Source organism: Paenibacillus sp. MMO-58 (genome assembly GCF_037146255.1).
Classification (GTDB): Bacteria; Bacillota; Bacilli; order Paenibacillales; family Paenibacillaceae; genus Pristimantibacillus.
This window is the reverse complement of the sequence record NZ_JBBCVY010000008.1, coordinates 163,093-189,658: the sequence shown is the minus strand read 5'-3', so window position 1 is coordinate 189,658 and position 26,566 is coordinate 163,093. Positions and strand designations below refer to the sequence as shown.

Below are 26,566 nucleotides of genomic sequence, written 5' to 3'. Positions count from 1 at the left end.
AGCAGTTATAATTGCTGAAAGACCTTTATTTTAAGGAGTGTAAATATGTTTCGCGAAGAAATTATCAGAGTATTTACAGGAAGAAGTTTTTATTTGGCAGTTCTATTAGGTATCCTAGCTTCTTTTATTGGCATCATTAATTATGGATATCCTGGCCAATTTGATGATCTTGTCGCAATTAAAGCTTGGATGTTCGCTGTTGCTTCTGGAGGGACTGCCATTTTTTCTATTTTCGCTCCACTTTTATCGACACTTCCCTTTGCTGATTCTTATGTGACAGACCTTAAAACTGGATATTTACGGTCTATATTAATGAGAACAAACAAAAAACAATATATTTGGACTAAATTAGCTGTTAATGCTTTAGGTGGCGGGCTTGCAGTTTCTCTTCCTATGTTCATTTCCTTAATTTTCTCTTTTTTGTTTTATAAAAATGATCTCCCGTTAGATGCCAGTTTACTCGGAGCTTTCTCAACATTAGGAAAATATAGTCCACTTTTATATGCATTGCTCTTAAGTGCAGTTGGTTTTTTATTTGGAATGGGTTGGGCAACCTTTGGGCTAGCACTTTCAATAATGATTCATAATCGATTTCTAGTTCTTGGGCTGCCATTATTAATATATATAGCAACAAACTTTGTTGCTGCCATTATGGCAGCTGTGCTTAATATACGAATATTGATCGCATTTACTCCTCCAAGCACATTGGCACCATTTACAGTAACAGTTTCTAAGTGGTGGACCGTTTTTTCAGAGATCGGAGTCCTCTTATTAATTAGTACTATTTTTTTTGCTTGGCAATCTAGAAAAGGTGAGGTTGTTTAAGGTGACCTTATATATTTTTTTTGAAATAAGACGTCTATTAACTTCTCTCCGATTTCTCATCTTACTATTTAGTTTATGGACTTTGATCGGAATAAGTGTTTTTTCTACGACTAATACTCCTTCAACCAATCCTCTTAATGTTTGGGATGGAGTATTTCGTGTTATAGGTGACTATCATTTGACGATATTCTTTATTGTTCCGTTGTTTATTTATGTTATTGGTGATATTAGTCTTGACCGTCCTTTAGGAGATATGCTAAAAATTCGCGTTGGTTCAAGAAATCGTTGGTGGGTCGGTAAATGTGCAGCCCTTTCCTTATTTGCCTTCATTTATATTCTAATTCTATGTTTATCCACCATACTAATCTCATTGATTATTTACCCTTGGGACACTCAATGGAGTGATTCAGACCTTATTAATAATTTAATAAATTCTAACGCTATGCTTCACTATTCGCCAATCCAAATCCTCTTACAAGCAATGCTCCTGTTGGTTTGGGGATGTGTTGGCTTAGGGCTGTTTAATATGCTGATTTCTTTCGTATCTGGACGAGAGATTATTGGATACATCGTTTTACTTTGCATTATATTTATTAGTATTGCAGCTTATACTATCGGACTAAAGTCACCATATATTAACTTTTCGTTAAATCCGCACATCGATATTAATTTACATAGTTTTGGAAATCTAAAATCTAAATGGCCCTCTTTTTTTGAATCAATAATATATTGGTGGGTCTGGATAGTCTTTTTCATTATTTTTGGCTTATGGGTTAGTGGAAAACGTGATCTATTAACAAGGATGGATCAATCATGATAGCTCGATGGTTGATTTATAATATTAAAGCCGTTGCGTCATTTTCAAAATGCTCTTTTGCAGCTATTATATTTTTACTTGTTTGCCTACTATATACGGTGAACATCAATACAACAGCACATGCCTTAAAACTATCTGCAAATATGTTTGATCTTCTTTACTACGTATTTGCAGGACCAGATAACGAGAATACTTCGATTACTGATTTATTGGCTTGGCTGACTCCTTACTTGATCTTCCTGCTTTTTACCATTCAAGTCATAATAGATGATCTAGAACAAAACGCTGCATTAATTTTCTTACGTATAAGAAACCGATTAACATGGTGGCAAGGTAAAGTCTTAGGAATAATCATACTATCATTTTTGTTCACGCTTTTCCTTTTTTTAATCACATTTCTGATAAGTTTTTTATTTTATGGATGGGATACAAATTGGAGCTCCTTACTAATTGAATTTAATCTTCCTACCACTATTTATGAACGTCCGATAATTGTATTCATTCAAATGTATCTACTACTTTGGTCTTCGTTATCTTTGGTGTCTTGTATAGCTTTACTCTCCACTCTTATAGGACTGCGACCCATTTATGGTTATTTTATAATATTCATTATTATGTGTATTTCTTGGATTATCAGTAGTTTAACTGACAAGTTAATCTATGGCTTCCTGGAATACAAGGTGTGTGGGCAAGACATACTCTTGCAGATCCTTCCATAACTAATTTTTCATTAGGTTGGTCGTTTCTTTATAACATTACCGGGATTATAGCAATTTTTGTCATTGGATATTTTTACTGCATGAGAACAGACCTAATTTACGGAAAAGAGCTTGATCAATCATATTAATCCCAAGGAGGAATACGAATGAAAGAACTAGCAGTAGAGCTAATCGACGTGAAAAAAGTGATAAAGGGACACACTGTATTGAAAAATATTAATCTGTCACTTTCAAAAGGTCAGATATACGGACTTATAGGAAGAAATGGTTCAGGAAAAACGATGTTGATGCGTATGATCTGTGGTTTAATTAAACCAACAAGCGGGACCATTAAAGTATGGGGCAAAAGCACAACGGGGGCATACTTTCCCGAGGATACCGCCGCATTAATTGAACACCCTGGCTTCTTACCTCAATTTACTGGAAGAAAGAACTTGAAATTACTTGCGTCTATCCGCGGTATTATTTCAGACAATGATATTGACCGAACTTTGGAGTTACTAGGTTTGAATCCAAAATTAAATCTACCAGTTAAAAAATACTCACTCGGAATGAGACAACGTTTAGGAATCGCACAAGCTTTAATGGAAAACCCTAAACTACTAATATTGGATGAACCTACTAATGGATTAGATTCAGATGGTGTTGAAGATGTATATGTAATTTTAAAATCCTTACGGTCTAAAGGTGTCACAATAATATTATCTAGCCACAATAAAGAAGATATATCATCTATGTGTGATACTGTATATAAAATGGTAAATGGTACATTGACAGAAGCAACCATTGAACAAGGGGCAGTATCGATTTAAAACTGGTTAAACCCTGATGAGTTAGTTACCCCTGAAAAATCGAGGCTTTTATTAAATAAAGGAATTCGATCACTCGAAATGGAAATTCTTGTTGTCGAGGCAACAAAACCATAAGAGGGGCGAATTCCTTAATAAATGAATTTATCATTGCCCCTCAAAAATCCGAACGCCTGCAGCGCTTTCCAACATTTCTTCGTTAAAGCTTGTGTCTTGGCTTACTCTTTATTATTTTTCCAATTTAAAACGCTTTTCCATCTTCTTGCATCCTCAATTTTTTTAACTCTATCTTGTCGCCGTTTTATTCTATGTAGTTCTACCTCATGCTCAGATTGGTTCATCTTTTTTAAGGTTTGCAGTGTATCTCTGATTTGATTATCTATTTCACTGCTTTTGAGCTCTCGATGCTTTACATAACTGCCCCACGGTACACCTTGATCCCAAGCACTTTGAAGTTCAAATGCAATAGTGTCTGCAAGCTCTTCCGTCGGCAACTCAAATAATGTTTCTTCAAAGATACCATCAGCAACGAGTACAAGAAATTCACCATCTCTAACCACCGATTTGTACAAAAATAATCGTGACCCTTTATAGTCCTCGTTTCTTTTTCCTGAATTTCAACTTTTATTATAATTTTCAGAAACAGCCGAACTTCTAGCCGGCTGCCCGATGTTTTCAGCAGACGTTTTTCCTTCTTTTCGTCTTAGCATATAAACACTACCTTAATAATAGTTAATATAAAAAGTCGATCCAATGGCTCTTCCAAGCTGAGGCAATTTGGAAGGTCCAAAGAGCAGCAAGCCTACGACAACAATAAGGATAAATCCTGTGACTCCAATTCCGTATGGCATGTTGGAGGTTCAAAGTGAAAAAAGCTTTACACAATATCGCATTACACATGCCTATCTCCATCAGGATTTCCTATCTTATTTTCTGACACAACTTCCTTTGTTGACATTTGATTTGAATGTATTAACGTGAGTGACGAGAAATCCAATTACTATCAAAATGATGGCCAGCCATTGGTCTGTTGATAAATTGAGCCAGGTGGACATTTTAGGCTTCAGTAAAGAAAGGCATAAAATGATGACTCCGAAGCCGAGGGACCCATTGGAAGCTATTTTCCCTTGCCCAATCGGCAATCTGAACAAATACCATATAAGCGGGGCTATCAGCAATAGTTGATACGCATTAATCGGATGATACCGGTATGCGGGATCTGAAATGGATATCCCCCATGGTAAAGTCGTTTGAAGCCCATATTGCCAATGCGTCAAAGCGTATATGAGTACCGAACTGATAACAACTATCGTATATACATCCAAACTCGCTCTCCAATTGTATTCTTTCTTCCACACCGTATAGATCAAATATAATGCCGCTCCAATATAAGCTAGTGTTATTCCCAGTGATGTACCTGGATACACCAATAATGTAAGCGGTTTTTTAAGAATTTTCGGTTCTGTAAAGATCGGGCTTACTTTCCAAAGCAAAATGCCAATGAGTAAAGCACTCGTAAACGACTCTAAATGCCGCAAATCCTCCGGCGATTTCTTCAAAATCAATTTTCTCGCGATCGCTAATCCTAATAGTAAGGATAACCCATAGTAGAGCCAATCCGTACGGATTAAAAACGGTCCCAATTGCAGGACACCAGTCATGATACATCTCCTTTCGACGTCTCAATGGTGCTGATAATAGTCTTTTCTAGAGATTCGGGAGATACGATTCCAAGGTTAATGCTTACAATGGCCCCTTTTCCATCAACGAAATACGTGGTTGGATACGATCTCACATTATAGAGTTTGGAGACTTCGCCTTTTTCATCTAACAGGACAGGAAACTGCAGTTGATACTGTTCTACAAACGATAACACACCTTCAATGGTGTCATCCGAAGTTGTATTGACTGCATAGAATTCAACTTTATCTTTATACTTGTTATAAAGACGCACAAATTCGGGAGCTTCTTTCCGACACGGTACGCACCATGAAGCCCAAAAGTTAATAAGAACCGGTTTCCCTTTTAATTGAGATAATGAGTATGATGTACCATTAAATCCGCTAAGCTCGAATTCCGGCGCCTGGAATCCGACCTTTGCTGTTTTTTCTTTATTTGAACCGTTTGGTTGGATGATCGCTAATATAACCAGAACCGCTACAACGATCAACAACAACAATTGCTTTTTCATGAATGTGGCCCCTTTGGTAAAAAAATTAATCGAAATTAATCGTTGAATTACTACATAATGTAGTTTGAATTGTCAAAGAGGAAGCAGCCTACGAACAGCTGCTTACCAAAACACTAGACAACAAGATCACCATTAAAGATGAAGATAAAAATGGCGTTGCAATTAATAAAGGGATGCGGATTTTGCCATTGGGTTCAATAAGCTGCTGAATTCGATAATTAATCGCCTGATCCGCAAAACCGACGCCAACTGGGACACGGTTTTCGAGCTGTGAACATGTATAAAGAACACTTGCCAGTTCATATGAAGAGTTCATTTTTCTGACCGAATACTGATCCGCTTGTAATTCCACCCAGACCTGAATGTAATGTGCCAGTCGCTTAAAGATTGGAATATACGGTAAACTATCGTTCATGATTTTGACGAATAGCATGCGCATCGGATCATAACTTCGGCAATGACTCCATTCGTGCCATAAAATCGCTGCCAATTGTCGCTCAGAGAATTGTTCGATTAATTTGGCTGAGACAACAATTCTTGGTCGGAAAAACCCGAATGTATGCGCTAAAATCGAGTCATGATCAATTACCGTGATTCTTTGTTTAAATTGGCTGTATTGGGAGTTTAACTGGTTAGATAAACTTTTATTTCTATTCGAACTAACATATAGACTCCATTTTCTTACAAGAACAAATTGTTTACAAATAATCCACAGTACCATTCCGAAACTATAGATAATCATAATATTTAGTCCAAGAAGAACGACTTGATGTAATAAAGACTGTTCACTCAGAGCTGCGACGCAATATTGTAAATATCCCCAATTAGGTTTGTAGCCGTATAGCTCGTGAAGTAGGTACACCATCATTTGCAACCAAACAAAGCCGCTTGTTAATGCCATTAAGAATAATATGAAATGGTGCTTTAGTTGCTTCATGAGTTTTCACGCTTCCATTCATTGAGTCGAGCCTCCAGAGTTGCCATAAGCTTCGGATCGACTTGTTGGAAAGCATCCACCAAATGGTTCATCACTAATGACCCGTATTCTTGCACCAATCCTACGGTAACGAGCCTAGTCTGTTCCTTCAAAAACTCATCTTTGCTTTGAATAGAATTGTAAATACTAAGTCGATTTCTACCTTTGCCTGTCGTATATTTTTTAAGATGTCCTTTTTCATGCAAACGATTCATTACCGTCATGACTGCAGTATATGAAAGTTCATCTTCGAGCAAGGATTGAACCTTCTTTACGCTAACCTCTTCATGCTCCCAAGCGATCTCCATGATATGAGCTTCTAGCGGCCCGAAAAATCGATTTAATCCTTCTTCGTTTAACTTCATTCGTTGTACTTTCATTTTCCGCCTCCTTTCACCTTCCCTTCATCATATCACAATTCTTCATTCAAACGACCATCAATTACTACGAAATGTAGTATTATAATTCGAGGTTTTCCTTCGAACTCCTTCAAATAAGAATGTTTTCATTTTTAATTGCGCAGCAATTTCCTCTCCTCATAAGTTCTACACAATTGTACATTACAATGGATTTATGTATTAGATATTGAAAGGAATGAAGACTTATGAAGCTGAATTGGAAACTAAAAATCGCAATTGTAGTCGGCATCTTCTCCCTTGTATTAGCTGGCTGTTCCGATGCGATGGGCAGTATGGATCACTCGAAAATGTCTACGGGGAACTCTGAGACACCAAAGACGACAGATGGGAAAACGGTTAAAACCGAAGTATTGACGAGCAATGAATTTAATTTAACTGCCGTTGCGAGCAATCAGGAAATCGCTCCAGGTAAAACCCTCCCTGTCTGGACATTCAATAATTCTGTTCCGGGACCGCAACTCCGGGTGAAGCAAGGGGATACCGTCAAGGTTAACTTGAAAAATGAACTTTCGGAGCCGGTTACGATTCATTGGCATGGTGTTCCAGTACCAAACGCGATGGACGGTATTCCTGGAGTAACACAGAATGCAGTGCAACCGGGCGAAACTTTCACGTATGAGTTTAAGGCGGATGTTCCTGGGACCTACTGGTACCACTCTCATCAAGATAGTGTGAATCAGTTGGATCGCGGATTGTACGGTTCGTTTATCGTGGAAGGAAAAAACGAGGACAAAGTAGATCGTGATTACACGTTAATGTTGGATGAATGGGTTAGCTCGGGAATGAACATGTCAGACTCGGGTATGTCCGGCATGAATCATAGCGGCATGAACATGGATAGCTCTAGTTCCCCATCCAGTGAAAATGGAATGAGTAATAATTCCATGACCATGGGAGATGATATGAGCATGTATGATTTGTTTACGATCAACGGGAAATCCGGATCTCTTGTGGATCAATTGCCAGTCAAAGAAGGAGATAAGGTTCGGATCCGATTAATTAACGCGGGCTATTTATCTCATCAAATTCATTTGCATGGACACGAGTTCAAAGTTATGGCAACGGATGGCCAGCCCATCAATAATCCAAGTGTTCTGAAAGATAATATAATCAATATCGCTCCGGGTGAACGTTATGATATCGAATTTGTTGCCAACAATCCAGGCCAATGGCTGATCGAGGATCATAGCGATAATAAAGCAGCGTCGGGAATGAAAGAAACAATTGTGTACGAAGGAGCTTCCGCTGGTTCAGATCAATCAAACGCTTCAGAGAAACTTGCGGCCGTTGATCTGACACGTTACGGTCAAGCGGGTAAAACATCCTTCACATTGAATCAAAAGTATACAATGGAATATACGATGGACCTCAACACGGAAATGCAAGACGGGAATACGGTTTATACCATCAATGGCAAGACATTCCCGAATACGGATGCACTGACGGTCAAAAAAGGCGATACCGTCAAAGTTCGACTCGTGAACAACTCCAAGACAAATGATCATCCGATGCATTTACATGGTCACTTCTTTCAAGTACTCAGCAAAAACGGAAAACCATTAGAAGGATCTCCGATCATTAAAGATACGTTAAATGTGAAGCCTGGAGAAGAATACGTGATCGCGTTTGAAGCGGATAACCCAGGAAATTGGATGTTCCACTGCCACGACTTGCATCATGCGTCCGCAGGCATGGTAACGGAATTAAAATATACAGACTTCAAGACTGATTTTGTTGCGGATCCGAACGCTGGAAATATGCCTGAATAAACGTTAAAACGAAGGGGACGGCTTCTAGCCATCCCCTTCGCTCTTACACCGTCTTACATATTTTATGAAGCACGGAAATATCATTTCCGAATTTGCACATGGCATCGCAATCGCATCGTAGGTCTTTGAATAGGATATAAGAAATATTCATTGTCTCTAAATTTCGAAACGACGGCCGAAGTAATTGGGCTCTGATCTCCTTTTCTCTGTGATCAGGAGCAACCAAATAAAATTGATTCTTCCCCGTATTTAATGAGAGGGCTAGATCATTCAATCTTAATATCCCAGAATAGATTGATGTGCTCTTCTCGACCTCAAATCCGCTAACAATGTTGTTGGCTTGATCCAGCCAAAGAACATCGATTAATGAAACCGTGTCCAAGACGGCCTCCGGGAAGTTATCCAGTTTCAAATCTTTTATTGACCACTCTCCTAGAGGCTGATTTCCCCAAGCCCTCTTATGGTCATTACGCGCGATCCAGACACGATATCCGAGAGATTGGCCAAGCTTAGCCAGATAATACTGCATTTCCGAATGGGCGCTTTCTTCTTTCTCATCTTCTTGTACTTCTTTATGTCGTTTGTTTAATGCTTTATGTATTTTTTCCTTGTCAATTTCCAGGACGCTCAATGCATTATTTTCTAAAACAAGTCGATTACTTCCTATTTCAAATAAAAGTCCAGCAAATGCACCCAAATCTTTAGATAATTGATTTCGGTGATTGTTGTTCTTCGCAATAATTATTTCGCGCATCTCGAGGTAAGAGTCCCAGGAACCCAGTTTTTTCTTTTCAGAAAACAAAACATTAAAGCCCTTCACGATAGCGGTATTGAAAGGCGGAAACCAAGTGGGATGTAAAAAATACAGTATATTAGCCGTCGCTGGACCCAATCCTTTGATGTTTAGACCATTCAGTTTTCGAATCTCGCTGAAGATCTGCTCTTCATTCATTGCTTCCATGCACACTTTCAAAAAACGTCCAAATGCCCTTTTATTAGACTCATTTTCGTAAATATCCGGAATACGTAATTTGGGCTTCCAATAAAAAGCATGAGCCGCACCTTCAAACACCTGTTTCTGTTCCGAAATAGCGGAAAGAACAGTTTCGAGACTCGAACCTTTAAAGTCGTTGCCAAAAGTCCCACTCTCAATCTCAACAATGACCTTTGTTAAACTTTTTCGAATGGAACGAAAAGCTTTCAGTCTTTCATCGTTATTTAGAAACCAAGTATGGTAAGTCGACTCTTCATCTTGCTTATATTCTTGAATTATTTTTTCCATTCTTTATAAGCCGCCCCTCATAACGACAATTTGTGAACCGATAAGCAATTATATCACGACGTAATCAAAAATTTAGAAAAAAGTTAATCCTTTCAATATCCCATCCTTCATAGCGGATATAAAACTCTTTATGCTCGTTAATAACGGGGTACATAGTTTATAAGCAATATTTTCCTCCGTTGTAACTCGTAATAGCTGCATCTTTGTCGATTGATAATCTTGTAATTTTCCAATAAGCTCAATCAATTAAAAAACAGAACTTGCCGTGTCTTGACAAGCTCTGTTTATCGTTATAAGACATTTATCAATACAATCTTTAAAATCGTTTGTGTGACATGTGGTAACTTCCAAGTTTTATTAACTACCTCGAGTAGTTAATCCTTGAAAATCAGAACATATTCGTTATCTATCCGGTAATGATTGCACATAACTATCCGACATTTCAAGCAACCGAAGCGCGTTGTCGAATTGCTCTTTCGTAGCCGTTGTCTCCTCTGCCCTGCCACCCGTAAGCTTATACGATAAGCCATCCTCATACCCGACCCCTGGGACGAAAATTCCACTGTCTGTAATTAGAGATCCGGAAGGCAAGTAATACCGTTCAGGTAAAAAATTCGAGGTTGCGTTAAGCAAATCTTGACCAAAATGAATATGATCTTTTAATGAGATCCCGACAAGATTCGAAATCGTCGGAAACAGATCGGACTGTCCTCCGACTTGCGGAAACACTTTTGCTGAAGAGCCTGGCACTGAAATAATTAACGGTATGTTCAACATATCCTGTACGTCATATTCGCGGCCATAAATCTCTTTCATTAAATCTTTATCTTTCGAGGATAAAGTATATTTGGGAAGACCGAGATGATCACCATAGATGACAATAACACTGTTATCCCATACCCCATTTTGCTTCAGTTTTTCAATAAACTGTCCAAGCGCTTTGTCCGCATAGTTCTCGGCGCGGATATAATTGCCAACCAAAGTGTTTTCGAAGCGTTCTGGCAGTTTGATATTATACTTGCGTTTCGGCAAATTAAACGGGTGATGACCCGACATGGAGATAAGCTGTGTATAGAACGGTTTTCCGCTTTGTTGCATCTTGAGTAACTCAGCGGTAGTCTTGTCATACAGCACTTCGTCGGAAGAACCAAAAGCTACAATATCGCTTTCTCCAAAAAAGTCGTCATCATAGTATTTTTGCCAACCGAGCGCTTTATACAAATTATTGCGGTTCCAAAATAGAACGTCATTCGTATGGAACGTTGCCGTTTGATAACCGTTAGCGGCAAACGTCTTAGGCATGCTTGGAAGTTGCTTGTTGGCGTATACCATTGTCGCCGCATCGTATTTCGGAACGTAAAACGACGTATTGACGATAAACTCGGAGTCGGAGGTATTGCCCTGACCAACTTGCTGAAAGAAGTGCGGGAAATAAAAAGAATCGCTCACGAGCTTATTCAAGTTCGGAGTCACTTCTTGTCCGTCTAGCTTCATGTTAATCAGGAAGTTTTGGAACGCCTCCATTTGGATGATGATAACGTTCTTTCCTTTTGCCTGGGCCCAATATTGCGGGACAGCCAAACTGGCTGTTTGAACATGTTTTAATTGATCAATGGACTCTTGCGTAACCACTTTAGGATCGACGGACACGTCCTCGGCACTCGCAACCGCGGCATAGACCTGGTAATTTAGTATGTCCATGACTTCAGCTTGCTTTAATTCATTGATGATATTCTTGTTGAATCAAATGCCAACGAAAGAAAGCGTGAATGACAAAATAAAAACTATCGAAACAAAAACGCCCCGCTCACGAACGGAACGAGCTTTCCCCCACTTTCGAAAAGAATGGCTCGCGAGAATGGCAATTAGAAACAGAACAATGTCGGTAAAAAGGAAAAGAAACGAAGCGTGCATCAAGGAAAAGACGCTACCCTTCACTTCCGATACTTGTCCGACTTGTTTTAAGGCTTGATATGTTGGAATGACTCCAAAATATTTGTAAAAAATCGTAACGGCGATATATACAGCAGATACTAGTAGATCGACAATCACATAGGCGAATAACTTTCTCTTAGGAAATATCCATTCGACCAAACAAAAGAGCACCCAAACGGACGGTAAACCGGCCAAAATCGGTACCCAGGGTTCCGAACCATCCCAAATGAAATATCGGACCAAGTACATTTTGACAAGCAAAATGTCGGAGAAAATGACAAACGGCTTAATTACAAACCGTTTCAGACGCTTCCATAATAACAATACTACCACCTCTGAAAATTCTATTTGTCTCGTTAAGTATCATAAAAAGATACATTCCCATTGATTCTTATTCAATTTATTTAATCATGTTAATTCTGGATAAAGCAGTGGCAATCAAATACCCCAAAAAGAAAATGATTAGGAATTCAAGAAGGACTAGTGACGGATGAAGCTCTGGAGCAACTTTCCCCGAGGGGTCTTCTCCATGAGCCATAACGGTTTCAGGTACGAAGACCCCTACCCATATCATGAGAATAACCAGAACATGATAGTTTTTGAAAATCAATTTGTTCTCGGAGAATGAAACGAACAAAAGTCCTAACAAGAAGCTGATGATAATGGAGAAAATAGTCGCATCCCACTTTATACTAAGCGGGTTTTGTAACATCTGTGCGATTTCCAAACCGATGACAGCGCTAATCCCAGCAGCATAGGAGCGAAATTTCTTGTTCTTAAAGACGATATAAGCAGCATCAAACAAGAGGCCGCTTATAAATAGCATCAACGGGAATCTGAAGTCGCTCGGCGTCGAGTTCCACCAATAATAAATACACAGATTCATGCAGAATGAACTCGCGCTAATCAGGCTGCCAACCGGTCTGCTTAAACGCTTCGCGCCTAATGTAAAACAGTAGACCATGACAGGAGACATCAAGATACTTACATACGCGTTGAAAGCTTGCCATCGTTCAGTTAAAGAAAAATCATCAACGAAACTATATTCGATCAATACGATTTGCATCATGACAATAGCCAATGACAACGAAAGAAGGGTCCCCGCCCATTTTTTCCAGCTGTCTTTTTCCGCGGCCAGCATTTCAAATACGCCAACCATCGTTAATACGGCCCCGAATATTACCCCGACATGCGGAGGGCTCCACATCGTAACATCGAATCCGAAAATGGAATGGTAGTAGTCATCCGATACGCCAGCGAGCAACTGAAAAAGAGATCCAGATCCGGAAAGTGCATATCCTTTGGCATAGGGGATATGTTTAGGAGAAAAGGAACCAATTTTTATGGATTGCTGAATGACAACGGCCAAAACAACGATCCCTGTCAATGCGACTGAAATGTAAATAATGCCGTGACTAGTTGTCCAGAATGTTTCGACAAAACCCATATCGTGCGACCAAATATCCCACGTTGCCCCATAAATCGTCGATAACGCCAATAAAATTAATACGAATGGAACAATTCTAGTCATATCGCATATCTCCTAAGTAACGTTATTATTCTTAGTTTTAGATAGATTCCTTTTCCAGTTGAAAGCAACAACTTCGACTTCTGCTACGGATCCTTCGTTCGAAGAAGAGTTTGATGCGGTTGCCGAAGAACTCCCCATATTTATTGTAATAATCCTCCTTGAGCAGGAACGCCCTCGCCTTTTTTGTTTTTTTTCAATCGATATCCCAGTATCATCATAATCGCTGTGCTGACAATTATTACGCAGATGCTCGTCCATTGTCCGGCAGTCCAATTCATTGCGTAACGTGGAGAGTCTCCCCTTAAGAACTCGAGCATAAATCTGCCGAACGCATAAAGGATGTTGTAAACTAAGAAACTAAATCCGGTAGGCATGGTTTTATTTCTAATCGTTATTAAGAATGCAAATACGATCAAATCCCATTGACCTTCCCATACTTCAGCAGGCCATAAGGGTTGAGAACCATAAGCATCATAAGCTACCGTTCCTTCAGGATAGACGATGCCGAATCCCGATCCTGTTGGTGAGCCAAAGGCGTCTCCGTTGAGAAAGCAAGCAATCCGTCCAATGGCTTGTCCCAATACGATTGCTGGCGCAACCAAGTCCGCCATTTCCCAAAATGATAGACGATGAATTCTCAAATAAATAGCAGCTGCGGCAAACCCGCCTATCAAAGCTCCTTGTATGGCGATCCCGCCGTTCCAAATCGCCGGTATTTCTGATAAATGTTCGCTGTAGTAATCCCATTGGAAAAAGAAGACATGCCATACTCGAGCGCTTACAATCGCAGCAGAAACGACGTAAATCATCATATTGGGGATATGTTTCTGGTACAAAGTCCCCCTAGCCAGAAAATAACCAACGCCCATCGCTAATACAATCGCCAGAGCAACAACGAGACCGTAAGAACGAACGGAATAATCGCCAATCGTAAATAATATGACCCTCACATCATCACCCAATCTCCTTAGAATCCTGTGAATCCACCGTAAAGCTTGACGAAATATTTTGTCATGTCCGTCATTTTATCTGTATAGAGCATAACCCCTGTAACAACCATCAATGCTCCACCCACTTTCATGAGCGCGTTAGAGTATTTCAGTAACCAGCGTAATTTTCCGATAAAAAAGGCCATTAGGAAAAACGGTATCGCAAAGCCAAGGGTATAGGCAACCGTATATATCAGTGCCTGCCCCGGATTACTGACCCCTAAAGCCAGCACTGCAGCTAAAATAGGACCTACGCATGGCGTCCAACCCGCCGCATAGGTAACTCCCACCATAACGGAGCCCAAGTATCCTACCGGCTTATTCTTCCACTGGAAATGGACATCTTTTAACAATAATTTAGGAGTAAATATCCCAAGCAAGATAAGCCCGAATAACGCGACCATTATACCGCCCAATTGTCTAATTAATTCCTGGTTGCGAGAAAATACATTTCCGATAAAGCCCGCAGATAATCCCAGTGCGAAAAAAATGATTGAAAATCCAAGAATAAAAAACACCGTATGCAAGAGAGCCTGCTTTTGAAATATACCTCTGCCTTCCTTTAAATCATTAACGGAAACACCCGTTATGTAGGATAAGTACGATGGATATAGAGGAAGACAGCAAGGTGAAATAAAAGATAAAAAACCGGCTCCGAGTACAATCCCTATAGTTAAATCGGCAGTATTCATATACACCCCCCTAGCGACTGATCTAATCATTATTATACTACACATTGTAGTTTGAATGAATGAAAAATGCTATACACACTTTAACGCGCTTAAACAAACCAACGATCGATTTAAATACAGACATTATATGGCCCAATAGGTAATCGTATCGCTAATACCGAGAACGATTAAGAAGATGCCTGAAATTTTATAAATCATGTTCCCCCATTTTTTGGCCTTCTTCATAGCCGTTCGTTCTAATCCAAAGCCAATTACGAGCGCAAAAAATAATAGCAATGGTAACGCAGTTCCGACCGCGAACACAGATGGTAAGATGAATCCGTAAGAAGATTGCATGGCCACCGGCATCATCCAACCGAAAAATAGCAATACCATCGTAGGACAGAACCCAAGCGAAAACGCTACCCCCATCAAGAAAGCTCCGCCTTTACTCCCAGCTCGTTGTGATAATTTTTGAACGTAAGCAGAAAGCCTGAATCCGAAAGATAAACGATTCAACTTAATCGCTCCAATGAAAAACAAGCCCATCAAAATAAAAAGCGGGCCAACAAATTTTCTCGCGTAAACAAAAATAGGGATCGAATCAATGGATACTCTTTGACCAAAAGTCCAGAACAACAACCCAAATACAGAATATACCGTTATCTTCCCGATTAAGTATAAAAGAAACTCCATTCCGGCCAGTCTTTCGTTCATATATTTGTTGCCGAAGTACGTAATGCTTCCCAGATTCGCGGTCAATTGACAAGGAGCAACAGAGCCGGCAAACCCAAAAAACAGTGCGGCGAGAAATGCGATTTTGGAGCTGATTGCAATATCGGCAAATGGACTGCTCAATAATCTGCTAATTTCACTAAAAAAAGTGTACATAGGATTCCACCTTTCAGGATGCGTTTTATCATACTACATTATGTAGTTTAAATGACCGAAAAACAATAGCAAACTTTCAATTCATTGGAGGTTTTCATCGACTGAATTAAAAGAAGCAAAAGCCTTTGGATCACTGTCCAAGGTTTTTGCTTCTTCTCAAGGTTTATTTGTCTCTTAGTCATTTGGGTACCGGAGTCAAGCTGACGAAGCAATGATTAAACGGGGTTGCAGTAAATATAATAGGCCATAAATGAAGGAGCCAATGCCTAAAGCTGCGGTAATCCCCCAGTTCAATGAAATAAGAACTGAAAGTAATGAACCAGCAACAGTCATTAATCCATTGATAGCCCAACTGAGGCCAATTTGTTGATCAGAGAGCAAGGAAAGGCCTAAAGGAAGCGGCATACCTCCAAAGAAGCCTAGAGGGGTTAAGATGAGTGCACCCCCGATTAATCGGTACAAGATGGGCATATAAAACATTTGCTGGTCATACCAGGTGATAAAAAGATTGATGGCAATCGTTAGTACAGCGACCCAAAGTAAGGGAGTGTAACGTCTCGAACGATTTGAAAACCATCGCGGGGCTACTATACTTCCAATTCCACCGGCAATTAAAAGAATACTCAGAACAAGCACAAATGCGTATGTAGGATGGCCTAATGGCAAAATGAACCGTTGAACAAGAGTCGTTTCAATCACCATAAAACCGATGCCCAGGCCAGAAACATATACGAAACTTCCATAAGATAAACGATTTCTTCGAATGAAACATACACTAATGACGAAAATAATTGAAATTAACAAGATCAGTGACTTGGGAACCTCCCTCGTTTTTTGATAAAAAAACGGTTTGTCATCCCGATTCGCTGAAAGATCCACATTTTTATGCTTCAGTGAACCCTTCATCTCGTTCATGTGATCCGCAATGAGTGGAACGTGAATAGGAATCTGCTGTATGGACTCAGCCTCTGATTTCAAATGTTGCGCTGTCGATAGGGTAAATGGTTCAGGGCTTATAATCAATAAAGGTCTTGTAATCACGGTTTTATTCATTCCCCATACCACATGACCCAGATGTTGGTACGTGCCTATGACTGCCATGTGGTCGTTGATCTGATTTATAGGGACACCCTGCGCTTGTAAAACCTTCTCAGCTGCATTTTCAACTTTAAGAAGCTCATTTTCATCGTGCAATAGAAAAACAAGTCTCCCCCTTAACTCGAGTTTCTGCATATATTCTCGAATCGCCTCTTGCGTAAATAGGTAATTTTCTGTCAAGGCGACCCCCAGCCCATTTTCCGATTTCTTTTTAACTAGTGATAAGTAGATGATATTATATTGATTTTTGGTTTGTCGGATGAATGACCTTCCGTCGGAGACAATGGCTGAAACGCCTTGTTGTTGAAAGACATCTCCGGAAAATGTCGACATCTTATGTACGGCCTTAAAGCTGTCATCATTAATATCAACAGCATCAATCTGTTTAAAGCCGGCCATTTGAGCCGTAAGAACTTCTTGTCCTCCTCCTGCACCTATAATAAGTGCAAGTTCCTTGGGAATATCCTGAAAAGCCAAATAGCTTGTCGTATGGGTTAAATAATCAACCTCTTTTAAATTTCCATTGTATTTTGATATTGGAGAGACTGCTCCCCCATCGATTGTGATGTAAAGCAGCTGACCATCACCTGCATCGTAAACATCGGTCTTTGCTAGGGAGTTCCATTCAGAAAACACGGGCTTAACATCTTTATTATTCTTAAATATATGATTGGGGCTGGTTGTAAAGGCCCTAAAGAATGTATCTTTAGAAAAGGGCTCGATGAACGTATAGGCTGCAATCAGAATTACGAGTACACAAGATATTTTCTGAGGTAATCGTAGTGTATTCATCCAAAAAAAGCTAATCAGCAAAACCGCTGCCCCTAACCAATATATCGTCCTTACGGGATCCATCACATTCATTAGCCATATCGATGAGATTGCTCCAAGGCCAGCACCGATCATATCCGAAAAATAAACGGCATGGATATGCTGCCGCTGTGATTGAATGATCGCCGCAAGTATTGTCCCGCCAACACAGAAGGGTAGGAATGCTGTAACAGCATAGAACCAAATCCCTCTGAAGGGGACAGTGTACATCAAAGAAACGGTTAGAAGCAACACGACGGCAAAACTGCCTAACCAAATAAATCTTAATTGATAAACACGGCCAGCCGACCTGTAGGCGATATAACCGCCTAATCCTGTTCCGAGTGTTGCGAGGGATATTGCCAAAAACACAAAATTATGATCAAGAACGGCCGAAAAAAAACGGGAAAGGAACACTTCATAAACCAAGAGCACGAAGGCTGTGCAAAATGTAATGACGATATCTTTTTGACGTATAATTCCAAACATAGGTTAGCGCTCCTTTTAATAATTCCGGTTTATCTATCCTGATGAATTTACCCCACCAGTTGTTGAACACATCTGGTGGGGTAAATCGGTTACTTCACGTATTTCACAAGTGTAAGGAGGCCCCCCGGTTCAACATCAGCATTTGTTGTATGGTGGAGTTCATGGCAATGAAATACCCATTCGCCCGGATTGTCTGCAATAAAATCAATATCATATGTTTCGCCTGGGTTTAAGGTTACCGTACTCACTACCTGAGGCGTGGGGAGAGGATGTCCATCCTTTGCAATAATCCGAAAGTCATGACCATGCAAATGCATCGGATGGATACCATTGCTAATGTTGGCTAGTCGAATACGAACCCACTCCCCCTGCTTTACTTCAAGAGGCTGCGTATCAGGAAATGATTTACCATTCATCGTCCAATAGTTATAGTCCATCCCCATGACTGTGCTCCCGGCTTCCTCTTCCTTACCAGGCATCTCCATTTTTTCACCGGGTGTCATCCCTTGCATCGATTTCGTTTTTAATCCCTGTTTCATCATATGCTTGACATCACCCTTTCTCTTTAAAGGGGAAGGGCTTCCTTTGGACATGCCCGCCATCGAATCCTTTTCGTCTTCCGTTTTCCCTCCGTTTTTCTGATCGGGTATGTTCCATCCCCCAATGATGTAGCTGTACTCTCGATCATGTTTTACAGTTTCGTTTTGCGGATCTATAATAAGCAGGCCATATAATCCTTTGTCGATTTGTTCAATACTGTTAAAGTGGGAATGGTACATATAAGTCCCTGCGTGGTTGGCCGTGAACTCATAAGTAAACGTTTCTCCGGGCTTAATCGCATGTTGAGTAAATGAAGGAACACCATCCATCTTGTTAGGAACATGAAGTCCATGCCAGTGAATGGAGGTTTCTTTTTTAAGACTGTTCCTTAAAATAACACGGATCGTATCCCCTTCTTTGGCCCGAATGAGCGGACCGGGTACGGTACCGTTAAAAGTAATGGCCTCCGTTATTACTCCGGAAACTACCTCCCATTTTGCTGTTTTTGCTTCGAGGTGAACCTCTTGAACCTTGCCGGTTTTTTTTATGGAATCTGTCTCAGGGAGTGCGGGTAAACTACGAAGTTTTTTGGTGGTTAGGATATCATCCGCCATATCGCCTTTTGCCGTTTCAAGGACTTGGTAACTACGGTTTTTCACAGCGGGGTTTCCCGTTGGCACCTGTTGGCTTGCAGCTTGCTGTCCACTGCAGCCAGTCAATAGTAGTGCCATAAATAAGGGTACAAAACAGGTTTGTTTCATTGGTGATCCCTCCAAAATGAGTTAGTCTTATTATGCTAACTCCAGTAATGACTTATGCAGGCGAGTCAATATACTTGATGAAGGAATCATTTAAAAAAACAAAAAGACGCCCCTCTATGAGAGACGCCACTAAAAATATTACGCAGCCATTTTACGGCAAGCTTTTGCACAAGAAAAACATGCTTCGGCACAGCGTTTACAGTGATCGTGCATATGTTTTTCACATTCTTTTCCGCATGCTTCACAAAGTTCCGCACAAAGTTTACAGATTTGAGGTGCATATGCACTTCCCAGAGACATGAATCGAGCCGCGAGTTCACACAGATCTGCGCATTCCCGGTCTAAACGAATACAATTTCGCATCATCCCGATATCACTCTCTTTGAGACAAGCGTCGTAACAGTGGTTGCAAGCGATCATACATTTCAGACATTCATCAATACATTCTTGATATTTCTCGTGAGACATCACTTAACACCCTTTCCTTCGATATTCGTAGCCTGAGTTCATACAACTCATTTTAATACTACGCTAAGTAATTATTACCCGTTATGCCGCAACCTAAACGATTGATTTTGATCCGAAACCATGGGCAAACCCTCGTGAGTCCGAATATGAAGAATAAAGTGGTGTGATCAAACTAAAAAGTTAATACAAGTGAAGTCACTCCCCCACATAAGCTTAGGCAATCACTACTTCCTTAGAGACCAACTGCTCCCCCCATCATTGCTTTCATAAACGGAATACTGATCAGTGATGATGGTCAGCCGCTTCGGATCTTTCTTTGATGCCCTGATCCCCAAAGGCATTTCGCCATCATTTAAATCCACGTCAATATCTGACCATGTTTTCAGGTCTGATGATTTTAAAAATTGGCTTTCTGTCATCATAATCACACCTCCATCAGAGAGGGAGAAGACTTCATAAGCTGGTTCATTGGTTAGTTGAATTTGTTTTAAAGTTCCAGCTTGGATTGTATAACGAACTAGACCTGTTTCTGTGGCAGCCAAAATGGTTTCCGGTGCTGAAGGGAGCATCGTTATGGAATAAGCTCCTTGAGGGATGGTCCCCACGTTCTGCCAAGTTTGTCCACCGTCTCTTGTTTCATACAAGTTATTGTCTGCGCCAGCAAGCAAGGTAAATAGATGTTTTGAATTATTCGGATCCATAGTTAAATAGTGCGCATCCGGCTCATTCGGTTTCGCTTTATTTGGAAGTCCATTCTCAATAGTCTCCCATGACTGCCCACCATCGCTAGATCGTTTGACAAATCCATGGCCCGCTGCAAATATGGTCAATGGATTATCCGGACTCGTTTCGATCCCCATCACATCACTTGTCGCGAGCGGTTTAAAGGTTCGATGCCACTTTTGATCAACCAGTTCATATACGCCAGTATGTGTTCCTATCCATAGGCTCGTATCATCCGCTGAATAACTAAAAATATGTGGATGGGTTATAGACTCTGGGGTCAATACATCCAAATTCGATTTGTTATCTTTTCTCAGGCCCCCCCATATAGCAGAACCGATAATAACGATGAGTGCTAATGTAAAATAAAAACCAATTCCCAGGGAAAATCCCTTTTTCTCACGAGGCATGCACCATTCTCCTTAACATTAAAGTTTTCAATTATTATAGATGACAATTGTGAAGATTTTGTGAGGTTCAAAGCTTTCTGGAGTAAACTCCATTGCCTTTTCGTTGAATCAACATCCTTCAGAATTCCATCTCGCGGTGGACACCCTTGCCTTAAGCAAATATCTACTACTGCCTTCGCGTCATTTTGGACTTGTACCCTAGAGATAGCGCCCAGGCATTACAACAAGCCCAGTACCAGCGTGGTACTGGGCTGTCTTTCACAGATACTGTATTTGTTTCCCAAAACTCCTCCCAATTGGGCAATGTCATTAAGTTAAGGTTCAGGTCAAAATATCATGCGAAAGAGCAGGTTATCGAAAGATAGCCTGCTCTTTTTTTTGCGCTAAAAGTGAAATAAGACTTGACATGCAGATGGAAATGTGTGGCGAAGCCCCTTGAAAAAACAAGGAGGTTTTCGCCCATGAATGCGTACGCGAATTCACTAAAAACTAAAGCTGACATCCCTCATACGAGAAATGTCAGCTGCACCAGCGCCTTATGTCAAAAACCCTGAAAAAGATTTTACCCGCAAGAAAAAACTGCCCTTTGAAACGGTTATGCAACTCCTGATCTCTATGGGCGGTAACAGCCTTTACAAGGAACTTTTGGAATCGCAGGGCTATGACGTAAACACCGCTACCACTTCTGCTTTTGTCCAGCAGCGGAATAAAATTCTGCCGTCTGCTGTGGAATTCTTGTTTCACGAATTTACGCAATCGTATACGGATCTTAAATACTACCGTGGGTATCGTCTACTTGCCATTGACGGCTCGGATTTGCATATCGCAACAGACCCTACGGACACAGACGCCTATTTTCAGAGCCAGCCGAACACGAAAGGCTATAACCTTTTGCATTTCAACGCAGCCTATGACCTCTGCAACAGACTTTATGTCGATGCCATTGTTCAGCCACGAAGGCTAGGCAATGAAGGTAGAGCGCTGGCAGCTCTGGTTGACCGGTCCCCCATCAAAGGCAAGACCATAGTAATTGCCGATCGAGGTTACGAAAGTTACAACAATTTCACACATATTGAACGTAAAGGGTGGAACTACATCATACGGGTAAAGGATTCGAACTCCAGTGGTATTCTTTCGGGTCTGCGGTTGCCCTCTGGAGGAGAGTTTGATCGGGATATTCATCTCACACTCACCAAAAAACAAACCAAAGAGGTCAAGGCGCATCCTGAAATTTACAAGTTCGTCCCTTCCACATCTACCTTTGATTTTTTGGATTTGCAGGAGAACTTGTTTTACCCAATTTCCTTTCGAGTTGTTCGTTTCGTCCTGCCTAACGGCGCTTATGAAACCGTCATTACCAATCTTTCCGCCGACGATTTCCCACCCGATGAACTTAAGTCCATGTATAACATGCGTTGGGGCATTAAAACTTCTTTCAGAGCGTTAAAATACACCGTCGGTCTGACGAATTTCCACGCAAAAAGACGAGAGTCCGTCACCCAAGAGATTTTCGCAAGATTGATCATGTACAATTTTGTTGAAATGATGACCTCGCACGTCGTCATTTCCCAAAAAGATAAACAGCATCAATACCAAGTCAACTTTACGGTTGCTGTTCACGTTTGTAGACATTTCCTGCGCTCAAGAGACGATAAACCCCCGCCCGATGTTGAAGCACTGATTCGTAGAAACCTTTTGCCGATTCGCCCTTTTCGCCCAGGGGAGATGAATACGCGCAAAATCCGCTATAAATCATTTGTTAGCTTCGTCTACAGGGTAGCATAATTCGGCTCATATGAACATTTTTTTAAGCGGATCGTCCATCCGCTTGTTTGCTGTGCGTTTTTTCTCAGCTTGCATCAAAAAAACAACGGCACAGGATTCTTTCCCCATGCCGTTTCGGATTCCAATTTTATTTCTGGTCTTTCTTTGAGCTTAACTTAATGACATTGCCCAATTGGGGGGCGACTTTTTATTTTACCTTCAAGTGTTTAATTATGCGTCCTACTGGATAAGTTATTCAAAGATCGTTCACTTGAAATATTCTATACGGGGTATATTATTGTTGAATCAACAAAAATATAAGGAGTGAAGACGATTTGAAAAAGAGTTTTATTGTAATAGGAATCGCGGCTGTAATTGCATTAAGTGGATGTAATGGAAATACCAATAATCAAGGAAAAGCCAATAACAACAATAATCAACAAGAAACAAATACGGGCATGGATGGCATGAACCATTCCGGTTCAAGTGAAGCACCAAAAGGATTAACGGAAGCTAAGAACCCGAAATTCGAAGTAGGAAGTCAAGCGATTATTGAAGCCGAGCATATGCCGGGGATGAATAAGGCAACCGCGACGATTGTTGGCGCTTATGATACAACTGTATACGCTGTATCTTATACACCAACAACAGGCGGTGAAAGAGTCACAAACCACAAATGGGTGATTCAAGAAGATATTAAAGATAGCGACGACCAACCGTACAAACCGGGGGATGAAGTTGTGTTGAACGTTGAACACATGCCAGGGATGAAAGGCGCAACGGCCACTATTGATTCAGCAGAGCAAACAACAATCTATATGGTTGATTACACTCCGACAACGGGAGGAAAACCAGTTAAGAACCATCAATGGTTAACAGAAAGCGAACTATCCGCCAAATAATAAAATCACCCCCGCCGTTGACCGATATCATCAAGGCCAACAACGGGGGTGTGTCATTTTTTTGCTTGAAATGGTTTTACGATAAAGTCTTTTGCATCCGAAGTAATCGTGTCAATTTGTCCGTTCTTCCTCGAACGACTAATTAACAGATATATCTGTTGCAGTCCGGCTTATATCGACCTCCGTCAATAGAAGTTAATTCATCACATGGGCGGAGTGGTTGTCGCCGTGACTTTCAGCGGTATTTGAAGCTTGTTTTAAGTTTTCGATTTCCTTCGTCAATTTATGGTTTTGTTCCATCAATTCAGCCATTTTTAATTGAAGCGACTGCACGTCCTGATCTGAAGAATTATGGCAATCCTTTTTCGCACTGCTGTGTTTATGACCGGAGAACATACCTTTCATGCAAAACAGCATCATCAAAGGACAGGCAAAAACTGCAAGAATACTTAACCATTGCATCTTATTTCCCTCCATTCATTTTGATAAACTGATTATATCGAAAAATTGTGATGAAACGATGAAGATTAAACTGTGCGCCACAAATTAAATTACTAGGATGAACGGTAGTTTTAATTCCTCTTCGCTCAGTTCGCCGTTGGCGTAACGACATAAACCTTGATTAATGTAAAAAAGCAAGCAGCTCATGAACAGCTGCTTGCTACTACTCCGCTTAATATTATAATAAAAATACTTGAAACAACTAAAGGCTTCACATCAAACAATGGGACTTGCACTTTATTTGGTAAAAGGAGTTGTTTGATGCGGTAATTAATTTCAACATCAGCTAAACTAACGTGAGTAACCATCATATTATTATCTTTACGCTCTGAACATTTCATTAGCACACATGCAAGTTCGTAAGGACCTTTCATTTTGCGAATCGCATATTGGTCGGCAAGTAGCTCCATCCAAACTTGAATGTGATGATAACCTTTCTTGAACATCGGAATAAAGGGTAAGCTATCCTTTATTAAGCGTACTAAAAATAATCGCAGTGGGTCATAATGCCGACAATGTGCATATTCATGCCAAATTACGGCTTGTAATTCACCTTCGGATAACCGGCTGATCAGGTTCGTTGAAATATAAATTTTCGAAAAAAAGATTCCTGCAGTCATGGCAATATCTCCATCGTGCTTCAACACAATGATCGGATATCGACCGGTCGTATAGTTCTTCTGGAGTTGAATGGTTGATTGATCGTCTTTCCAATCTAAAACCTTTTTTCTCCAGCGCGATTGGGATAGGATTTGTTGAAACAGACGGATGATAACCATGCCAAAGCTATAGGCAATCAATCCATAAAGACTTACAAATATAAGATCATGGAGATAAGATTCTTCTTGAATTGCCGAGATACAGTATTGCAGAAATCCCAAGACCGAGAAACCTCTAAACTCATGTATGAGGTAAGAGAGCATTTGAAACCAAATAAAGAAACTGCAGAGTATCATCAAGGAATAAATAATATGATGCTTATACCTATTCATTGGATTTATCACGTTTCCATTCCGAAACTCTCTCTTCAAGCAATTTCATTAACTTTGGATCTGCTTCCTGCAAGGCATTTACCATATGATTTACAACTAAATCGCCGAATTCATGGATAAGCCCTTCCGTAACGATGCGTGTTTGTTCTTGCAAGAATTCTTCCTTGCTTTGCAGGGCATAATAGCATGTCACTTTTCCACGGCCTCTTCCAGAGGTCGTTTTGCCTATATTTCCTTTTTCATGCAGGCGATTTAATACAGTCATTACTGCGGTATACGATAAGTCTGTTTCTAACAACTCCTGGACTCTTCTTGCAGTTACTTCTTGATACTCCCATACTATATCCATGATTAACGACTCAAGAGGGCCGAAAAATCGGTTCAGTCCATCCTCGTGCATTTTCATACGTTTTATATCCAGAACTAAAACCTCGCCTTCAAGCGGATTAATACTACATATTGTAGTCCTAATCCTTAGGCTCGTCAACTTCATTAGTCGGTATCGGTATATTATCCGAATTAATTAATTACTCGTCTTGCTACGATAAATCTCTTTTTGTACCAGCTGTTATTATAAATGTTTGTAATGATAACATCTCTCTCGGCGGTAATGTTATGAATCATTTTTCCATCGCCAATATAGATTCCGACATGACCGACATCCTTCTTATCGTTGCTGTCGAGCCAAAAGAAGATCAAGTCGCCTTTTTTAAAATCTCCCCATGCAACCTTCTGCCCTACTTTAGCTTGATCATCATCATCTTTATTAACAAGTTTTACACCTATATCTGCAAGTCTGTATGCAAGATACGTAAAGCCGGAACAGTCTGTTTTATAGGGTGCGCGGGTTTCTTGTCTTTGTCTCCAGTTCACATATTCGACCTTATTTTCCAGCGAGAGTGCGGTTTGGACAACCTTATTTCTTTTGGCTTCTACAGAAGATGAGGCTGCTTCAACTTGCTGAAGTAATGATGTTGCCGGCAAGCTCAAGGCCAGCATTAAGAGTGCGATCTTTGTCTTGATTCCGTTTTTCATGTTGTCTCTCCTCTTCGTTAGTTTCAAGGAAAGTATATTTTTATTAGTCAGAACAAGAAATAATCAAAAATTGGCATGTAAACGCCACCAATGAGTTGTTTGGTTGAAAAAAGCCTGATAAATTGCGGTTTTTTTTCTATTTTGGCAATACATCTTAGAAATATAAATATTTTTTCACTAGATGTATTTTGTACCTTGTGTTAAAATTATATATTTTTCTTCTTATATTTTTAAACGTTAGACTTTTGA

The 26,566-nt window shown here is 40.3% G+C and carries 26 protein-coding genes and 1 pseudogene; 6 read left to right on the top strand and 21 right to left on the bottom strand.

The window, feature by feature from the left end:
* Positions 1–45: 45 nt before the first annotated feature.
* The 3 genes from WFJ73_RS22880 (at position 46) to WFJ73_RS22870 (ending at position 3,173) form a co-directional block, all read left to right on the top strand.
* Positions 46–825, top strand: coding sequence for a hypothetical protein (locus WFJ73_RS22880; RefSeq protein WP_336775271.1), 780 nt, complete (start codon positions 46–48; stop codon positions 823–825).
* Positions 826–1,003: 178 nt separating this feature from the next.
* Positions 1,004–1,642: a hypothetical protein gene (locus tag WFJ73_RS22875; RefSeq protein WP_336775270.1), complete on the top strand. Its 639-nt coding sequence runs from the start codon at positions 1,004–1,006 to the stop codon at positions 1,640–1,642.
* Between the two features lie 865 nt (positions 1,643–2,507).
* A complete protein-coding gene (locus WFJ73_RS22870; RefSeq protein ID WP_336775269.1) occupies positions 2,508–3,173 on the top strand; it encodes an ABC transporter ATP-binding protein in 666 nt (221 codons plus the stop codon).
* A gap of 215 nt (positions 3,174–3,388) precedes the next feature.
* Here the strand turns inward: WFJ73_RS22870 and WFJ73_RS22865 are convergent, their stop codons facing one another.
* From WFJ73_RS22865 to WFJ73_RS22840, 6 genes and pseudogenes are all read right to left on the bottom strand, one after another.
* Positions 3,389–3,742 carry a hypothetical protein gene (locus tag WFJ73_RS22865; protein WP_336775268.1) on the bottom strand — a complete coding sequence of 118 codons (354 nt, stop codon included), beginning with the start codon at positions 3,740–3,742 and terminating at the stop codon, positions 3,389–3,391.
* 171 nt (positions 3,743–3,913) lie between these two features.
* Positions 3,914–4,021 (bottom strand): annotated as a pseudogene (locus tag WFJ73_RS22860) (twin-arginine translocase TatA/TatE family subunit); the annotation flags it as partial.
* A 75-nt stretch (positions 4,022–4,096) separates the two neighbouring features.
* Positions 4,097–4,831, bottom strand: coding sequence for a hypothetical protein (locus WFJ73_RS22855; protein ID WP_336775266.1), 735 nt, complete (start codon positions 4,829–4,831; stop codon positions 4,097–4,099).
* Entirely contained in the window at positions 4,828–5,361 is a 534-nt protein-coding gene (locus tag WFJ73_RS22850; RefSeq protein WP_336775265.1) for a TlpA family protein disulfide reductase, read from the bottom strand. Before WFJ73_RS22850 ends, WFJ73_RS22855 begins: the two co-directional genes overlap by 4 nt.
* Before the next feature lie 88 nt (positions 5,362–5,449).
* Positions 5,450–6,298 carry a M56 family metallopeptidase gene (locus WFJ73_RS22845; RefSeq protein ID WP_336775264.1) on the bottom strand — a complete coding sequence of 283 codons (849 nt, stop codon included), beginning with the start codon at positions 6,296–6,298 and terminating at the stop codon, positions 5,450–5,452.
* Complete coding sequence (locus tag WFJ73_RS22840; protein WP_336775263.1) at positions 6,295–6,717, bottom strand: BlaI/MecI/CopY family transcriptional regulator; 423 nt, start codon at positions 6,715–6,717, stop codon at positions 6,295–6,297. Before WFJ73_RS22840 ends, WFJ73_RS22845 begins: the two co-directional genes overlap by 4 nt.
* A 224-nt stretch (positions 6,718–6,941) precedes the next feature.
* Between WFJ73_RS22840 and WFJ73_RS22835 the strand changes: the two genes are divergently transcribed.
* A complete protein-coding gene (locus WFJ73_RS22835; protein WP_336775262.1) occupies positions 6,942–8,525 on the top strand; it encodes a multicopper oxidase family protein in 1,584 nt (527 codons plus the stop codon).
* Between the two features lie 43 nt (positions 8,526–8,568).
* Here WFJ73_RS22835 and WFJ73_RS22830 read toward each other — a convergent pair whose 3' ends face one another.
* From WFJ73_RS22830 to WFJ73_RS22780, 11 genes are all read right to left on the bottom strand, one after another.
* Positions 8,569–9,807, bottom strand: a complete 1,239-nt coding sequence (locus WFJ73_RS22830; RefSeq protein WP_336775261.1) for a hypothetical protein — start codon at positions 9,805–9,807, stop codon at positions 8,569–8,571.
* Between the two features lie 402 nt (positions 9,808–10,209).
* A complete protein-coding gene (locus WFJ73_RS22825) occupies positions 10,210–11,508 on the bottom strand; it encodes an LTA synthase family protein (protein ID WP_336775260.1) in 1,299 nt (432 codons plus the stop codon).
* Positions 11,509–11,550: 42 nt separating this feature from the next.
* Positions 11,551–12,066 carry a hypothetical protein gene (locus tag WFJ73_RS22820; RefSeq protein ID WP_336775259.1) on the bottom strand — a complete coding sequence of 172 codons (516 nt, stop codon included), beginning with the start codon at positions 12,064–12,066 and terminating at the stop codon, positions 11,551–11,553.
* Between the two features lie 76 nt (positions 12,067–12,142).
* Complete coding sequence (locus tag WFJ73_RS22815) at positions 12,143–13,273, bottom strand: hypothetical protein (RefSeq protein WP_336775258.1); 1,131 nt, start codon at positions 13,271–13,273, stop codon at positions 12,143–12,145.
* A 140-nt stretch (positions 13,274–13,413) separates the two neighbouring features.
* The gene (lgt, locus tag WFJ73_RS22810) at positions 13,414–14,235 is read right to left on the bottom strand and encodes a prolipoprotein diacylglyceryl transferase (protein ID WP_336775257.1); all 822 of its coding nucleotides are present in this window, start codon (positions 14,233–14,235) and stop codon (positions 13,414–13,416) included.
* A 5-nt stretch (positions 14,236–14,240) separates the two neighbouring features.
* Positions 14,241–14,954 carry a cytochrome c biogenesis CcdA family protein gene (locus WFJ73_RS22805; protein ID WP_336775256.1) on the bottom strand — a complete coding sequence of 238 codons (714 nt, stop codon included), beginning with the start codon at positions 14,952–14,954 and terminating at the stop codon, positions 14,241–14,243.
* A gap of 123 nt (positions 14,955–15,077) precedes the next feature.
* Positions 15,078–15,824 (bottom strand): urease accessory protein UreH domain-containing protein, encoded by a 747-nt coding sequence (locus WFJ73_RS22800; protein WP_336775255.1) that lies wholly within the window; start codon positions 15,822–15,824, stop codon positions 15,078–15,080.
* Between the two features lie 195 nt (positions 15,825–16,019).
* The gene (locus tag WFJ73_RS22795) at positions 16,020–18,221 is read right to left on the bottom strand and encodes a spermine synthase (protein WP_336775254.1); all 2,202 of its coding nucleotides are present in this window, start codon (positions 18,219–18,221) and stop codon (positions 16,020–16,022) included.
* An 89-nt stretch (positions 18,222–18,310) separates the two neighbouring features.
* The gene (locus WFJ73_RS22790) at positions 18,311–19,522 is read right to left on the bottom strand and encodes a multicopper oxidase family protein (protein ID WP_336775253.1); all 1,212 of its coding nucleotides are present in this window, start codon (positions 19,520–19,522) and stop codon (positions 18,311–18,313) included.
* A gap of 138 nt (positions 19,523–19,660) precedes the next feature.
* Positions 19,661–19,990, bottom strand: a complete 330-nt coding sequence (locus tag WFJ73_RS22785) for a four-helix bundle copper-binding protein (RefSeq protein WP_336775252.1) — start codon at positions 19,988–19,990, stop codon at positions 19,661–19,663.
* Between the two features lie 224 nt (positions 19,991–20,214).
* The gene (locus WFJ73_RS22780; RefSeq protein WP_336775251.1) at positions 20,215–21,123 is read right to left on the bottom strand and encodes a WD40/YVTN/BNR-like repeat-containing protein; all 909 of its coding nucleotides are present in this window, start codon (positions 21,121–21,123) and stop codon (positions 20,215–20,217) included.
* Positions 21,124–21,639: 516 nt separating this feature from the next.
* Between WFJ73_RS22780 and WFJ73_RS22775 the strand changes: the two genes are divergently transcribed.
* A complete protein-coding gene (locus WFJ73_RS22775) occupies positions 21,640–22,908 on the top strand; it encodes an IS4 family transposase (protein ID WP_336775250.1) in 1,269 nt (422 codons plus the stop codon).
* 314 nt (positions 22,909–23,222) lie between these two features.
* On the top strand, positions 23,223–23,789 hold the full coding sequence (locus WFJ73_RS22770) for a YdhK family protein (RefSeq protein WP_336775249.1): 567 nt from the start codon (positions 23,223–23,225) through the stop codon (positions 23,787–23,789).
* Between the two features lie 195 nt (positions 23,790–23,984).
* Here WFJ73_RS22770 and WFJ73_RS22765 read toward each other — a convergent pair whose 3' ends face one another.
* From WFJ73_RS22765 to WFJ73_RS22750, 4 genes are all read right to left on the bottom strand, one after another.
* Positions 23,985–24,251 carry a DUF2933 domain-containing protein gene (locus WFJ73_RS22765; RefSeq protein WP_336775248.1) on the bottom strand — a complete coding sequence of 89 codons (267 nt, stop codon included), beginning with the start codon at positions 24,249–24,251 and terminating at the stop codon, positions 23,985–23,987.
* 182 nt (positions 24,252–24,433) lie between these two features.
* Positions 24,434–25,171, bottom strand: a complete 738-nt coding sequence (locus tag WFJ73_RS22760) for a M56 family metallopeptidase (protein WP_336775247.1) — start codon at positions 25,169–25,171, stop codon at positions 24,434–24,436.
* Between the two features lie 103 nt (positions 25,172–25,274).
* Complete coding sequence (locus WFJ73_RS22755) at positions 25,275–25,688, bottom strand: BlaI/MecI/CopY family transcriptional regulator (RefSeq protein ID WP_336775246.1); 414 nt, start codon at positions 25,686–25,688, stop codon at positions 25,275–25,277.
* Positions 25,689–25,801: 113 nt separating this feature from the next.
* Entirely contained in the window at positions 25,802–26,317 is a 516-nt protein-coding gene (locus WFJ73_RS22750; RefSeq protein ID WP_336775245.1) for a C40 family peptidase, read from the bottom strand.
* Positions 26,318–26,566: the final 249 nt, after the last annotated feature.